The 13,716-nt window shown below is 54.1% G+C and carries 14 protein-coding genes; 4 read left to right on the top strand and 10 right to left on the bottom strand.

Annotated features, from left to right (window positions below; translation table 11 throughout):
• Positions 1 to 232: 232 nt before the first annotated feature.
• The 7 genes from R3E82_11760 to R3E82_11730 form a co-directional block, all read right to left on the bottom strand.
• Entirely contained in the window at positions 233 to 655 is a 423-nt protein-coding gene (locus R3E82_11760) for a hypothetical protein (protein MEZ5551559.1), read from the bottom strand.
• On the bottom strand, positions 652 to 1,251 hold the full coding sequence (locus tag R3E82_11755) for a hypothetical protein (protein ID MEZ5551558.1): 600 nt from the start codon (positions 1,249 to 1,251) through the stop codon (positions 652 to 654). The genes R3E82_11760 and R3E82_11755 overlap by 4 nt, the downstream gene beginning before the upstream one ends.
• Positions 1,252 to 2,465: 1,214 nt before the next feature.
• Positions 2,466 to 3,896, bottom strand: a complete 1,431-nt coding sequence (locus R3E82_11750; protein MEZ5551557.1) for a replication endonuclease — start codon at positions 3,894 to 3,896, stop codon at positions 2,466 to 2,468.
• An 830-nt stretch (positions 3,897 to 4,726) separates the two neighbouring features.
• Positions 4,727 to 5,311, bottom strand: a complete 585-nt coding sequence (locus R3E82_11745) for a hypothetical protein (GenBank protein MEZ5551556.1) — start codon at positions 5,309 to 5,311, stop codon at positions 4,727 to 4,729.
• Complete coding sequence (locus tag R3E82_11740; protein MEZ5551555.1) at positions 5,298 to 6,488, bottom strand: integrase arm-type DNA-binding domain-containing protein; 1,191 nt, start codon at positions 6,486 to 6,488, stop codon at positions 5,298 to 5,300. The genes R3E82_11745 and R3E82_11740 overlap by 14 nt, the downstream gene beginning before the upstream one ends.
• A 331-nt stretch (positions 6,489 to 6,819) precedes the next feature.
• Positions 6,820 to 7,830: a tyrosine-type recombinase/integrase gene (locus R3E82_11735; protein MEZ5551554.1), complete on the bottom strand. Its 1,011-nt coding sequence runs from the start codon at positions 7,828 to 7,830 to the stop codon at positions 6,820 to 6,822.
• 282 nt (positions 7,831 to 8,112) lie between these two features.
• A complete protein-coding gene (locus tag R3E82_11730) occupies positions 8,113 to 8,298 on the bottom strand; it encodes a hypothetical protein (GenBank protein MEZ5551553.1) in 186 nt (61 codons plus the stop codon).
• Positions 8,299 to 8,627: 329 nt separating this feature from the next.
• On the opposite strand from R3E82_11730, the gene R3E82_11725 reads away from it, so the two are divergent.
• The 3 genes from R3E82_11725 to R3E82_11715 all read left to right on the top strand — a co-directional run bounded on the left by R3E82_11725 (position 8,628) and on the right by R3E82_11715 (position 10,555).
• Positions 8,628 to 8,870, top strand: coding sequence for a hypothetical protein (locus tag R3E82_11725; protein ID MEZ5551552.1), 243 nt, complete (start codon positions 8,628 to 8,630; stop codon positions 8,868 to 8,870).
• Positions 8,871 to 9,037: 167 nt separating this feature from the next.
• A complete protein-coding gene (locus tag R3E82_11720) occupies positions 9,038 to 9,274 on the top strand; it encodes a hypothetical protein (protein ID MEZ5551551.1) in 237 nt (78 codons plus the stop codon).
• 69 nt (positions 9,275 to 9,343) lie between these two features.
• Positions 9,344 to 10,555: a site-specific integrase gene (locus R3E82_11715; protein MEZ5551550.1), complete on the top strand. Its 1,212-nt coding sequence runs from the start codon at positions 9,344 to 9,346 to the stop codon at positions 10,553 to 10,555.
• 303 nt (positions 10,556 to 10,858) lie between these two features.
• Here R3E82_11715 and R3E82_11710 read toward each other — a convergent pair whose 3' ends face one another.
• The 3 genes from R3E82_11710 to R3E82_11700 are packed head-to-tail and all read right to left on the bottom strand — an operon-like array spanning position 10,859 to position 12,969.
• On the bottom strand, positions 10,859 to 11,368 hold the full coding sequence (locus R3E82_11710; GenBank protein MEZ5551549.1) for a hypothetical protein: 510 nt from the start codon (positions 11,366 to 11,368) through the stop codon (positions 10,859 to 10,861).
• 6 nt (positions 11,369 to 11,374) lie between these two features.
• Positions 11,375 to 12,169, bottom strand: coding sequence for a nucleotidyl transferase AbiEii/AbiGii toxin family protein (locus R3E82_11705; protein MEZ5551548.1), 795 nt, complete (start codon positions 12,167 to 12,169; stop codon positions 11,375 to 11,377).
• On the bottom strand, positions 12,166 to 12,969 hold the full coding sequence (locus R3E82_11700) for a type IV toxin-antitoxin system AbiEi family antitoxin (protein ID MEZ5551547.1): 804 nt from the start codon (positions 12,967 to 12,969) through the stop codon (positions 12,166 to 12,168). Before R3E82_11700 ends, R3E82_11705 begins: the two co-directional genes overlap by 4 nt.
• 141 nt (positions 12,970 to 13,110) lie before the next feature.
• Between R3E82_11700 and R3E82_11695 the strand changes: the two genes are divergently transcribed.
• Entirely contained in the window at positions 13,111 to 13,698 is a 588-nt protein-coding gene (locus R3E82_11695; GenBank protein ID MEZ5551546.1) for a hypothetical protein, read from the top strand.
• The last annotated feature ends 18 nt before the right edge of the window (positions 13,699 to 13,716 follow it).

Below are 13,716 nucleotides of genomic sequence, written 5' to 3'. Positions count from 1 at the left end.
ATCGAGAGCCTTTAGAGTGAGCCGCATTCGCCGTTCAAGCAACGCCGTTCCATCAATGCCGATGATTGTAGAACAACAAGCAGGATTGTGAGTGCGAGTTGCGCTACGCTCTCTTTTTGGCATGCCGGGCGTACGATCACCGGACAAAATGGAGCCCCGACTGGCGGGGCTCGTAAGGAAGAACAAATGCGGAGTTGTTGCTCAAGTCTGCGAGAGGTGATCCTGTTTCTTCTCAGAATACGACTCCTGAACCTTCACAATCATCGGAGAAATTGAGCCAGCCTGGAGGAATAAACCCGCCTCCCGAAGTATAGAACCTCATTTTTGTCTCGCCCAAATTCGTAAGAAATATTGGGTCGAATGGAAAGGTGGCAATCCAGCTTACGAAACTCCCTGCCCCGACGGGGTCAAAGTCGCCGGACTCATATTCAGCGATCGGTATAGCACCTTGAAACCAGAGGGTGTCATGATTGGCGGCGGAGTAGATATCGCCTTCGACGCTATTCCACACGCTAATGTGTAAGAGATTACTACTTGGACCTGTTTGACCACTCGGGGGCGAACCCGGAGTGCAAAGTGCAGTGAATGCATGTGCTTCCACTGAAAGCAGGATTGTTCCAAGTAACGCGATACATCGAGATGTTAGATTGTTCATCTTAGCTCTCCGCTAGCTGATTTTTTCTCGCACATCTTTGCCACATTCGATTGAAAAGCACTGGGATAGTCTCCAAAGAGCCTGGCGAAGTCGACTTTCTGAGTCTTGAATGACGGAATGACATGTTGATCCACATAACTACCGATTTCTGCTGACGCTGTCGGACTCAACTCAGACATCAGCTGACGGTAGAGCTGTGCATGTCTTGCATCCTCCTCTTCCATCATTCTATTCATGCGTATTCCAAATGAGACCACTTCGGCCTCTGTCGGATCCTCCGAAACTCCGTCACATATTCTGAGACGGTCTGCCACCGCAGTCTGACGCTTCGCGTCGATGCGCTGCTGGATATTCTGCAAATCAGTCTGCGTTAACGAAATCATGGAAGACAGCAGCGAGCCTTGATCAGAATCTCCGGCAAGGGCTAGTACGACACGATAGGATACCGCATCGGCAAGCTGTGGTGACGCGGTGTATTGATCGACTGACGCCGAATAGGATGATGGTTCGAACTTCGAGTCAGCGGAGTAGACTACGGATAGCGGGGCCCAACTGCCGAGCGCTATAATAAGTGGACCAAAGCGGGCGAATTTCATTGTGATTTCCTCCATACCTATTACCGTACGATGCGAGGTCGCTTATTTTCGACGTAAGCGTGTGCTCACGTGGCTAGAATAAAGCTCCCAACGCAACATATGATTGTAGCCCTACGTGAATCAAGTGGTGCCGGCATAATGGAATGCAAGCGGGCACTGGAAGCAACGAATTGCGATTTGGTGCGAGCCCAGAAGCTACTTGAAGAGCGCGGACAAACCAATTCGAGCATACGTGTCCCTAGAAAGTAGCCGTTGCCGAAGAAGCCATTTCGCCACATGCTATGTGCGGTCGTTCGTGTCGGCAGTCTTCGCTAGTGCAGCGTCGTTGATAACGTGAGCACGGAAGCGAAGCACGTGCATCATTTCGTTTGGTAGTCTTCCTGAAACTGTTGGGTTTATATGGGCCCTGTTTCCCGTGCCGAGTAAAGTTGTCTCGATTTGACGGAGCAGGCTGCTTTGTGCGTTTTCTCGGAGGGGGCAACTGAACGAGCGCTGCAACGGCATGCTTGAGTCCTTTCAACATGGTGCGACACAAATAGAACGCCTCTCACCCCGTGATCGCAATACATTTGTTGGTAGTGTCCGACAACATGGGTGAAGTCGAAAAAAGGTTCTCCTGACATTTCAGATTGTTGCAAGGCCAATCAAAAATCTCTTCTAGTAATTGCATGTTCGACGAAGTCCTCGACGAAAATGCGCTGCCGGACGACGACATTTCATTTAAAACTCTAACGCCACTGGCGCTCGGCAGCACACGTGTTTGCAGGTGCAAATGGATTGGTTAAAGGTTTCCGGTGAAAGAACACCCCGATTTAAGAAGGATAATTGCTGTTTGGCCGCGAGCTGGTTCGTGCGATGCACAAACCAGCGTCTACTTCATCTGGGTTAATACGCTCATGGCTTTACCCACCGTTTGCACGAGTGAGACGACGAACTATGGAAAGCGCTGACTACCTGTCAGCACAAAAGACGCGGTGCCTACCAGTATCGATGGCTTGGCCACGAGCCGCCCGTCGAATTTCGCTTCCTCCCCTGCATAATTAGCTTCCATCGTGGTTGGTGGATCATTCTCAGTTTCAATGATTGGCTCGGCCTGGTGGGCAGGACAATCTGGATGCTCGCCTGCATCTTCTACAATGTTTGGTGGCATCTCCGAATTGGCCTCGGGGAACCATTCGGTCTCCTGCCAGATACGCGCGATTGCTGATGGGCCCTCACAATCCCCCGCACTCGGAATAGACTGTGCGGCCTATGGTTGGGTTATTTCGCCAAGGCATATCAGACTCTCTTGTAAGAGCGTTTGGTTGTAGTAATGCCGGCATTGGCAGTGGCTGCGCCGGCGGTGGCCCCTGACCAAAGCCAAATCCTCCGGATCCAGCTCTACAATTATTGTCACGAGTCCAAGGGCCATCGAACCTCACGGTATCGGTGGCCAAAGAAAGGATTGTTCGCAATGCGGTAGTCCAGAATTTGGCATAGGTTCGGAGGAAATCCTCCCCGCACCGCAAACCGATCACCGGCAACATGTTCCAACCGTCAGTCTTGAGGGGTTCGCCATACTGATTCTCGGTAGGACTGCGCTCTCCGTTGATCCCTTCTTTGATGCCTTTCTCAACGTTGATGGGGTAGCCAGATCCTCGACAAGGACCGCCCATGGCCTCCATGTATGCACACGAGTCTTTTGCCTGAACCGCGATCCAAGCCGGCAACATCGATTTTGGAACCTTCTTTTCATCCCGCACACTCCATAGACGCCTCCACACTCCTACCGAAGGGCAGCCGAACTGGTCGAATTGCCGGAATCCCCAGATTCGAGCCCACGCTACGATTCGTGAGGCGTGGCCGCGTTCTTCAACACCGAGTGCTTCCCCATCGATATTCTTGGAAACGTACTTCGCGATATAAGCTGTAGCGGAACCCTTTTTCGGATCGCCATCCACGATCTTGATGCCGATGGCAGGGTTTGGGTGTTCTCGGCCGAAGTAGTGCTCGATTGATCGCTTGAAAGCGTCGCGCAGCTCCGCCGGTACGAACACCAGAAGGTGCCAGTGAGGTGTACCGTCGTGGTGTGGCTCAATCACGCGAAAGCCGTAGTAGAGCAGTCCAGCATCGTTGAGGCCAGCCCGGCACTGCCTCCAGCGGTCGTTAAACCATGCGTTAGCTTCGATGGGGTTAGATCCGTTGTAGTTTTTGACCAGCGAACCATCGGACTTGTTTGCGACATGCCACTCGCCGGGCAGCGTGAGGGTTATGAAAAGTGAGTCATGGCCATGCTTTGTCGCATAGTCCTCCATTCCAGAGATTCTTGTCATGAGCTCTGCACGTCGAATCTTTGGATTGCTGACAGTCTTATCCGAAAGCGCTGCCACGGGTTCCATGTCCCCGTGATCGGAGATCGCTACCAATTCCTCCTCAAGCATTACACGGTTGCTTGCGTCACGAGCTTGCTTGAGTTTGTAGATCGGGTCGCTCAGATACAGAGCCTTCCCATTGCGGACGTATCCTCTGACTCGATTTCTTTGCTCCCTGGTCCGGTACCAGACTGGACTTAGTCGCCTGCTCCAGTATTGGGGAGCTTTCGCCCTGGCGATCCGACCTTCTGCGGTCTTGCCTTTGGGAGCCGGGATTTCCAATCGACTTGCCATACGTTTGAGGTCAGCTTCGTTTGATACATCTCCAAACTGCCGAGAGATCCATCGAGCCGCGAGCTTCACGTTCCATCCGGTCGTTGTGAGGATCTGGACGAACCCCACGCTCATCTGCTCTGAATCTCTCGCAGCCAGGCATTCGCTGGGGCGCGTCCCATACGTTCGAAAATACTCCCATACTGGCGCACGACCGTTTCGCGCTCCTCAAGAGGTAATCCGTCGAGATGCCCACAGACCCATCGGTAATCATGCGGATGCCCTGGGTACCATTCAGGTCGCTCGGCGACTGGATCTACGAGAGGCCCATCACCCGACCACCAACAGTCCCGATTTAGATGGGGTGACACACGTACCGCCTACGCACAGATTGGATTGAAGCGGTCGGTGACGACTGAGCAGCAATGCGATTGAAAGTCACACTGCGTTCAAGTCCCCGACTGGAAACGGAGCGAATTACCGGTAGCGGTACAGGAGCTATCGGAGCGGATTGTCCGGAGAGAGGAGCGGCGCTCAAAGAGTTGACTCCACCGTCCACCGCTCGATCGCTTCGGCATCCCAGTAGTTACGGCCGTGGAGTTTCAACGGCCGTGGGAAGCCGCGGTGCTGCATCCAGCGCCACAGCGTCATATCGGAAATCCCACCGAAGTGGCTTTTGACCGTTGCGCTACGTAGTAACGGTTGCGATTGGGGTGTTTCTGCCCCTGATACGTGGCTGGACATCGCACTGTTCCTCACTTGATCTAACGTGAGGAAGGATTTTGTGGGCGGCCCGAAACCGACCCCCAGCCAAACTAGGGGTTTTTGGGGGTTTGACTGGGGGCTGGCGGTTAATCCGGCTGGAAGTGCTGACTAATCAGGTCGATCTGCTTCTTCTGAATCGCTTGGTCTTCAGCATATTTTCTGATGTGATCCAGAACATCGAGAAATATACGACCCGCCATTCGCTCCATTGATGCGAAGCCTTTTCCGGCCGTGTACCACAGCCGTAGTCTCTCATCGGGAAGGGCGAATACGGCTTTGGCTCGTTCGAAGGTGTCTGTTTGTCCCATTTCTTTCCGCTCGATACACCACTCCACGAAAATGCAGAGAAAAATTCGATCCAGTGATTCGCTTGGTCGTCCACCAGCCTTTGCGGTTTCACGAGTTTTCTTGATCAAGCCGTTAGCAAGAAGTCGTCCGAGCCGCCATTGCGCATCGGTTGTTGTGGGAAGCGTAAGGTCCCCCAGAAAACTGAGTACCGCCCAGTTCGAGAGCTTGTACTTGATTGGACCAGCAAACAGGAAATCAGCAACACCATCGGTCGAAAATTCTGAAGGATCGAAATCGATCTCAGGAATGTCGAGCGATTCGAAGAGGTCCGGAGCGAGTAACTCCAGAATTTTCTCGAAGAGTTGTTTGTCATCTGCGTTCATGGATATGAACCACCTTTTCGTTGGTGACCAGCCGATCTATAAACCGCCCCCATTCACCAAGGGCTGTCTCCAATTCGCTTTCATACGTAGCCCGGTTGTAGACGGCCATCACGCCCTTGATCGTCCCTGAACGGCGATTCTGAAGTCGCTCAACCACATAGGGATGCTTGCCTAAGTGTTCTCCAAAACAGGTTGCGACCGTGCGACGAACGTCATGAAACCGCCACCCAGTCACCTTGGACTTTTCATCGAGCTGCCGCTTCGCTTTCGAGTATCCACTGATCGGCACTTCGCCGGCCCGAGTACTGAACACGTATGGCCCCTCGAACCTCGGTAACCCGTCTAGGATCTCCAGTGCCAACGTGGAAAGGGGGACTCGGTGAGAAGTCTCGCTTTTGGTGGGTTCCTCGATCTCCCACCAAACACCCTTGATCTCTGCCCAGCGCATATGGGAAACGTCCCGCTCCCGCTGACCCCCGGTCAGAAACATCAGTTTCAACCACGGCCCGAAGGGATAGCCCAGGGAACCAGCAGCCTTCCAGAGTGCCTTGATCTCGGCCAGGGTCAGAACCCGGTCGCGGGAGACTTCCTTGGCGGGTGGTTTGACGCCCAGGGCAGGGGAGGCTTCCAAATAGCCCCGCTCCACGGACCAGTTGAACAGCTTGCTGCTGGCCGCGAGCAGGCGATTGGCTGTGATGCCTTTCCCGGCATCGACCAGCTCATCCAGCAGGATATGGACGTGTCGTCGGGTGAGCTTAGCGATAGGCAGATGCCCCCAGGCGGGAATCAGGTGATTCTCGACATAGCGCTTGGTGCCTTTGTAGGTGGTCGGCTTCTGGTGCACCTTGGCGTAACGCTCGAGAAATTCCTCGGCGATGGGTTTGAACTGCTCTTTGCTTTGTTTCAGGGCTTCGAGCTTGGGGTCTGCACCACCACTGGCTAGCCGTAAGGACTTAATGGCATCCGCTCGCGCATCTGCCAGCGTGGTTACTGGATACTTTCCGAGCGTCTCGCGGAATTGCTTGCCGTGTACTCGGTACATGACAAAAAATGCCGGTCGACCGGAGGTGCCGATACGAACCCCGAACCCGGGCACCAGTGCATCGAAGATTTCAAGACGTCCCGCGCTCGGCGGTTTGAGGTTCTGCAGGAACTTATCGGTCAGCTTTTTCTTCATTCGCCTGGACCCGATGATTTTTACTCAGCGGGTCTTTTGGGTAACGTGTGGGTACCGGTTACCCACGTTAGCGAATGTTTGGGAGAGTTAAAAGCGATTTCGATCTAGTAGGAAAAACACTGGAAAAACCAATCGTTTAGATCGATTTTGAGGTGCGTTTGTTATCTTGTGGTAAGGCGAAAAAAATGACTGTTAATCAGCATGTCGCTGGTTCGAGCCCAGCAGGCGGAGCCAAACATATAATAAAAACAATGGGTTACAAGCGCCGCTCTGCGGCGCTTTTTCTTTGTTGTCTCATAAATTCGCGTTTGTCTCATAAACGCGTGCTCTATCAGGACTTCCTGGCGGTCCTTTCGAGAACGCTGACCTGTGCCGGCTTGCGCCGGTAGACGCGGTGCGTGAGCTGGCTCGACTGATGACCGAGACGGGTCTGTGCCGCCGCCAGGGATTCAGAGTCGGATGCCACTTTGGCGCGCAGGTCATGGTCAGTGAACCGTTCCCCGCCAACAGCCATGTACTTCGCCATCGCGCGTTGCCAGATGCTCCGAAACCCATCGCCCGAGTAGGGGCGCCCGGTTCTCGTCGCGAACAAGAACACGGAGCGCAGAGCGCGCCCTTTGCGCAATTCCCGAACGGCTTCGAAGGCTTCTGCTAATCCATCACCGGAATAAACAACCGTTCGTCCACCCTTTGCGCCTGGCACAGTCAGTTTTTCGCCATCCCAATCCGATAGCTTCAGGGCAAGTATTTGTCCCTGACGCAGACCGGTGAGGAGTTTGAGCTCGACATAAGCTTTGAGCATCGCCCCGCACTGCGCAAGAAACAGCTCGACTTCCTCATCTGTTACGTAGCGATCGCGCGGTCGCTCCGTATTCCGTTTGACCTCGCGGATGAGATTGCGATCGAGCGCGCCCCAGCGTACGCATGCGGTGAAGATTGCGCTGAGCGTTGCCTTCTCACGGTTTGCAGCCGTGGGTGGCCGCTTATCCATGTACTGGTAAACATGACGTGGCCGCACGCTCTTAGGCGCCATGAGGCCAAAGACCGGCCTGAGCCGCGCAATGGCCTTCAGGTATTCGGATTGCGTTTTCTCGGCCTTCTCAGGCAATACCTCGGCACAGTAGCGGTCCATCGCCGCGCTTACTGTCTTTGGTACGCCGTCTTCGACCTGCACGCGGGCATGCCAGGTCGTGTAGGCTTCGCCAAGCGTCTTGCCAAGTGGGAACCATTTCTTCCCGTCCCACTCGTCTTCCAGCCCTTCGGGAACCCGGTAGTAGTAGCGCCCGTGTTTTAGCGACCACCTAGAGGGAAGAGAAGTCTGGTTCTTCCGTTTTCGCCCCATGAGTGAGCTCCTCCTTTACGACCCGCGGCCACCCGTCTGGCGGTACATGGAATCGCACACGCATCAGCGCCAGCGCTTCGATCTGTTTCGCGCGCTGGCGATAGCCTGTGAGTTGTGCAACTTCTTCGCGGTCCAAAAACATGAGTCTGCAGGATTCCGCCTGCCTTGCAATGATTCATCATCAATTCTTGTCCGACTCTGCCGCGCACCTCCTCGCAGTGTCCTCGTAGGAACGAGAAAGGCCGGAATTCGAGATGAAAACCGGCCTAGCTTTTAAAACGGTTAGCGTTTGAAGCGATGCCGCTGTGCAATTGCCCGTCTGACATTTTCCAGTGATGCCAAAGCCTGCTGACGCTCGGACGAGCCTAATTCATGCGCTTGTGCATCGAGGGTGAGGTCGCGAAACAAGGTTGAGAGCTCACCGCTGGTGAGTTTGTCCAGTGCGGACGGTGTGATGATCCTGTCCATCTCCGGTCTCCTTCACTTGGTTGTGAAGGCCCCGACCATCAGGGCCTTTTCGGCCCCGTTCCCATCATCATCGAATAGGAAAGGTCCCCTGATGGTCCGGTGGTCTGATACGGATCAAGGCAGAGACGACCGGAGAGCGGCAGACAGCGCCCGTGACGCCGCTGAAAAAAAGTGCATCTAGCGGGTGTGCTCCTAAGCCTTTCGCACACCTGACAAATCCTCTGTAACCCGCAGAAAACTGCGCCTTTCGGCTAACCCTGTTAGGAAAGCCTTAAGGCTTTGGTATGTATTCTGGAAACAGGAGGCCAACCTCAGGTTGATTACGAAAAATGGAAATTAAGCTCAAAGGAGAGATGACGATTGCGGAAGTCCGCCAGGCGCTATTCGAGAAGCTCCACGAAATCGAGGATGACTATGCGGTGCGTTTTTCACGCGGCGCGACCCTCTACATAAATCCGACCAATGGCTTTGGCGACGATGTCGTCCCGCGCGATCGTGCCGGCTACAAAGTGGAAAACATCCGCTCTGAAGGTCCGTACCGTAGTGCCGCCGATGAGTTCGATCCGCACTAGAGAAAGGAGAAACACGTGAAAAGCAATCATACGATGACGCTACCGAAATATTTCAATGTCGTAATGTCAGAAGGCGAGAGCGCCAAGAGCACCGCTTCGGATTCCAAGACCGGCTCGGTACCTGCCGTGAACTACCAAAAGGATTCCGGCCCTCGGAAGGAAGTCCGATGAGCAAACCATTCTTCATTGATCTAAATCAGGCACGAGAGGTGCTCGCTGAAATCGGAATCGATCTCAACGAAAGACAGATGAAACGTGCGGCAGAAAAAGATGCGATGGGTCAGCGCAAGCTGCCGTTCTTCGTCGATCCCATCGACAAGAAACTCAAGATTGAGAAACACACGTTGATGCGTATCTACAACAACTGTCAGGTTGAAGCGGAACGGAACTGGCGTGGTGAGTAACTGTGGAGTCTTTACGCGCGATTCGTTTTTTCCTTGAAGCTGCGGGAGAAAGGTTGCTATAGCAACAGTATGTCGGATATCAGGAAGAGAGTTGGAAAGAAGGGTACGACCTATCAGGTTCGCTACCCAGACGCGGCCGCAAAGAGCGGACACAGCTACAGAACATTTCGCACGTATAAAGAAGCAATCGCATTTCGAGAGGATGCCAGTGCGCGGGTTGGGACTGTGTCGGCGGACCCGGATGTCCGGACAGTTCCTCAAGGAATTCAAAAATGGCTAGATATCTGCGAAAAAGAAGGGCGTGATGGCCGAGACCCGGTTACGCACTACACGCTCAAAAACTATCGCTATCGCGCAGACATCGTTACGAACTATCCCTGGACGAAAGAACTAACCGAGCTGACCAAGCCAGACATCATCGAGTTTCGCTCCTGGCTTCTACAGAACCATAGCCGTGATGTCGCGCACAAGGTTCTATCCTCGTTTCACTCCATGGTGCTCGAACTTATGAGCCGTGGCGTCATCTCAAAGGACTTCGCGTCTGGGGTCACAGTGGCTTCGAGTTCGCGCTATGACGAACCGATCAGTATCCCGACCGAGAAGGAAATCCATGCCCTGCTCGGTGCTGCCGACAAGCTGGCCAATTTGCGTAACGCCCAGGTCCAACGCACTTGGGAAAAATACCGGCCGATGCTCTACCTTGCGGTCGATTCAGGGATGCGTCCCCAGGAGCACATCGTTGTTGCGCGCTCAGCGATCACGGATCGCGGCGTTCAGATCGATCGCGCGCTCGATGGCGGCGGTACGGAAATCACCGTCACAAAGACACGCGCCGGGCGACGCTTCATTGATCTGAACGACACAACGCTGGATATGCTCGATCACTATGCCCAGAACCACACGATCGACAATCGACATGATTTGGTTTTCCCGACGTCTAATGGTAGATGGCAAACGGTTCGAAATTGGCGGCGTCGCGCCTTTAATCGCGCTTGCGAGGAAGCCGGTCTCATGGAAGTAGTGAATCGACAAGGCAAGAACATCGAGCGACCGATGTATCGCCCGTATGACCTTCGTCACTTCTACGCGTCCATGTTGATTGATCAGAAGGTAAATCTAAAAAGAATCCAGACGCTCATGGGGCATCGGAATATTCAAACGACTCTGAATACGTATGGCCATCTCATCGAGCGCGCCGAAAGTGCGAAAGAAGAGCGAAATAGTGTTTTGAGTTTTATAGAGGAAAATTCATGTGGCAAATCTGTGGCGAGCCCTCTGTAACCCGCAGAAACTCTAGGGTTTTGAGTTGCTCGACACGCAAGGGGTCGTAGGTTCAATCCCTACCGCGCCCACCACTTTAAAAACAATCACTTAGCAGCAGAATACGGAAAGAAACGGCCCTGGAGGGCCGTTTTTGCCACAAAAATGGTGTCCGCTGTAAACCGCAGAAAACCGCCATTCTCTGAACTGACACTTTTAGCCATGTGGCAAATTTGTGGCGAGAACACTCTTTCCATAAGGCACAATTTCCGGCCCGCATGACACCTTGAGCCGCCATCAAGGGGTCGCCGTGCGATGTAACGATCAGTAGCGGATAGGTCCTTTCCAGTCGTCAAATATGGACCAGTAGCGCTTTTCTTCATCCGTCCACCGAATGGTCGATATCCCGCTGGGCCAGCGCTCGCCCTTATCGTAAGGAGGATCGGTATCGGGCTCGACAACACCCAACCGGCTAAGCAGTTCATACAGAGGCCCTACGTCCGGATGGTAGTCCAGCAAGCATATGGCAGCGATTACCAACCCGTCGTAACTCACAGCGTTCGCTTGGTTCGCTTTGATTACCCGCGCGAACTCGTCCGGCCCGCATGTGAAATCGTTTCTGATCTGCCGATCATCCAGCGGTTTGAGTATCCCCAGAGAGTTCAGAACACGCGTCGGGATCTCCAGCCCCGTTGTGGCCATGTTGTTTACGTTTCGCTCCGCCCCAAGTTCTCCGCTAGGAAGATACTTACCCTCTTCAAGGTAACGTTCCTCGTACACGCAATGTGCGATAGCCTCCGCCAGCTCTTCATATGTCGGTGCCTCGTCCGCCACTTTCTGTTATTCCGATAGCCGGGACACAAGCGACTCGCTAACGTGCTCAGCCATCTCGTCAAAATCACACTCTACGCCCGATGCGAGTAGCGGCCCGATATCTGCCCGGAAGTTCTTGTTGCCCATCTTCTTTTCAAGATTCTCTTGGAAATCCTTGCGCCGGACTTCATGCCCTTCATGCTTCATGTATGCGTGGAAGGTTTCAACGATCTTATCGGGGTCGACATCATCGTGTTCAAGTGCAATTCCAAGATCGAACAGGTCCCGCCCTTTACGCCTTTGGTAGAGCGCGCGGAGTTTTGTCCCGAGCAATTCGTTGAGAACGTAGGTATTAATGTTGCACGAGCCATTGAACCAGCGTGATGTGACCGTGAAGGGCAGCTCTTGGAATCCATTTACTGCGAAGTGCTCACGCGTGTTGATCTCGACTTTTAGGCGCAATCTCGCCGGCGGCGTATCTTCTGAGTCAAAGCGATAGTTCAGCGTGACCATACCGTGGCCCTGTTTGTATCGCGGCGCGCCAAGCCACGGGTCCAGGAGCTCGTGCAGCTTATCCAGTACCGGTCCTGCCGCTTCAGCCTCTACCTGTACCAGGTCGATGTCTTCCGAATACCGAGCGGCTGGTGTCAGGTAGAGCTTATAGAGTGCCGTTCCGCCACGGAACGCAAGCGAGCTCTGGAGTAGCGGGTCTGAAAAGATGTCCACGAGGGCTCTGCTGATGACGAGGTCCTGTTCAACCTGGGCATCTTCAACCCACGGCGCTTCGGTACGCCATTCTGTGATGTAGTCGCGTGGGATCAAATGTCCGGCTCCACCTCTGTATTTACGACGATTTTCCACGCTGATGCGCGAGGTCCGTCTTCATCCCGCGCGGACGGAGCAAGCGGTGTGTAGTCGCGTGCTTCTTTCGCTATGTATTCGCGCAGCGGCCCTACAACATGCTCAGCCTCAGCGAGCTCAAGCAGATAACCAAGCCGCTGTGCCCACGGTAGAGGAGCTGTTTGCGCCGCCGCTGGTAGCAAGGCCGCGTCGATTTCTTCGGCCAGTTCGGAAAGGATTGTGGCCACCTGGTCGAGTCCGCCCACGTGTTGCGGGTAACCGGCCAGGTCGATGGCTGTGGCCTCCGGCGTTGATACGTTGATCTGTCCTCGCTGCGTATTGAATTTGCGCACCGGCACCCGGGCCATATTTTTACGCGCAACGAATTTCACGCGAACTTTGCCGCAGCGGATGTCGCGCCGGTTCTTGGAAACCATCACCTGAAACTCTTGGGGGCGCTGATGTGCCGCGCCGTAATACTGGGCGGCTGACAACAAACCTGCGTAGTAGGCAATTCCCTTCTCTTCCATGAGAGCCGGGATGAACTGATCTGCGGGCAACGAGCCAACCGAGCGGTACTCAGGAGGTACGATGACGTAGAAGCCACGCGCGGGTGCTGCGATCAATCCTTGCCGACTGAGCCTCGCCAGAGCAAGCTTGACGGCATCCGTTGAAGCTCCGAACGCCTTTTTGGCCTCTTTGGACGTGAAGCTATAGCGTCCCGCAGAGGCGAGCTGCTCTATATACTCTCTAGCCAGTAAATGTCCTGTTTCCGATTTCACTCTCACAAAGTATCTATTTATGATACTTTACGCAAGTGTTTTCGGAATCCACTCTGAATTTCGCGTAAACCAAAATTGCATCAGAACAAATGATGCATTTTTTATTTGACATGCGTTCGCGCGCGAGCGTATAACTGCACCATGAATGATGATGCAGTAAAAGTTGTTTCCCTCAAAGAGATCGCGGACACCCGCCTCGGCTATCCCTTTCGCGGCGCGATCCAGGATTCCGCAGGGGGCAACGTTGCTGTCGTTACGATGAAGAACGCTGATCCGGACGCCGGTGTGGACTGGGCCGCCCTTCCACGAACAAAACTGACTGGGCGGAAAGAGCCTGACTGGCTGCGCCCTGGCGACGTTCTCTTTGCCGCCCGCGGCAGCCGCAACTTCGCCGTCCACCTGGATCAAGTTCCAGACAAGGCGATCTGCGCACCGCAGTTCTATCTGCTGCGCGTCAACGCTAAGACCGTCCAGCCAAGCTACCTCGCTTGGTATCTCAACCAGCTCCCGGCCCAGCGGTATTTCGCGCAGAGTGCCGAAGGAACGCTTGTGCAGAGTATTCGGCGCGCGGTTCTTGTAGGCATGCCGTTTCCTATCCCCTCAGTGAAGCGTCAGACCCTGATCGCGAAACTCAGTGACGCCGTGAGACGTGAGAAACAGCTAACAGAAAAACTACTTCATAACCGCGAACAACAATTGATGCTGGTCGCGAGCGAATTGATCGAATAGGTTCGAAGAGAAAGGAAA

The sequence above is a fragment of the Pseudomonadales bacterium genome (assembly GCA_041395945.1).
GTDB lineage: Bacteria > Pseudomonadota > Gammaproteobacteria > Pseudomonadales > Azotimanducaceae > SZUA-309.
Note: the sequence above shows the minus strand (reverse complement) of the source record. Positions and strands in the feature narration are given on the sequence as shown.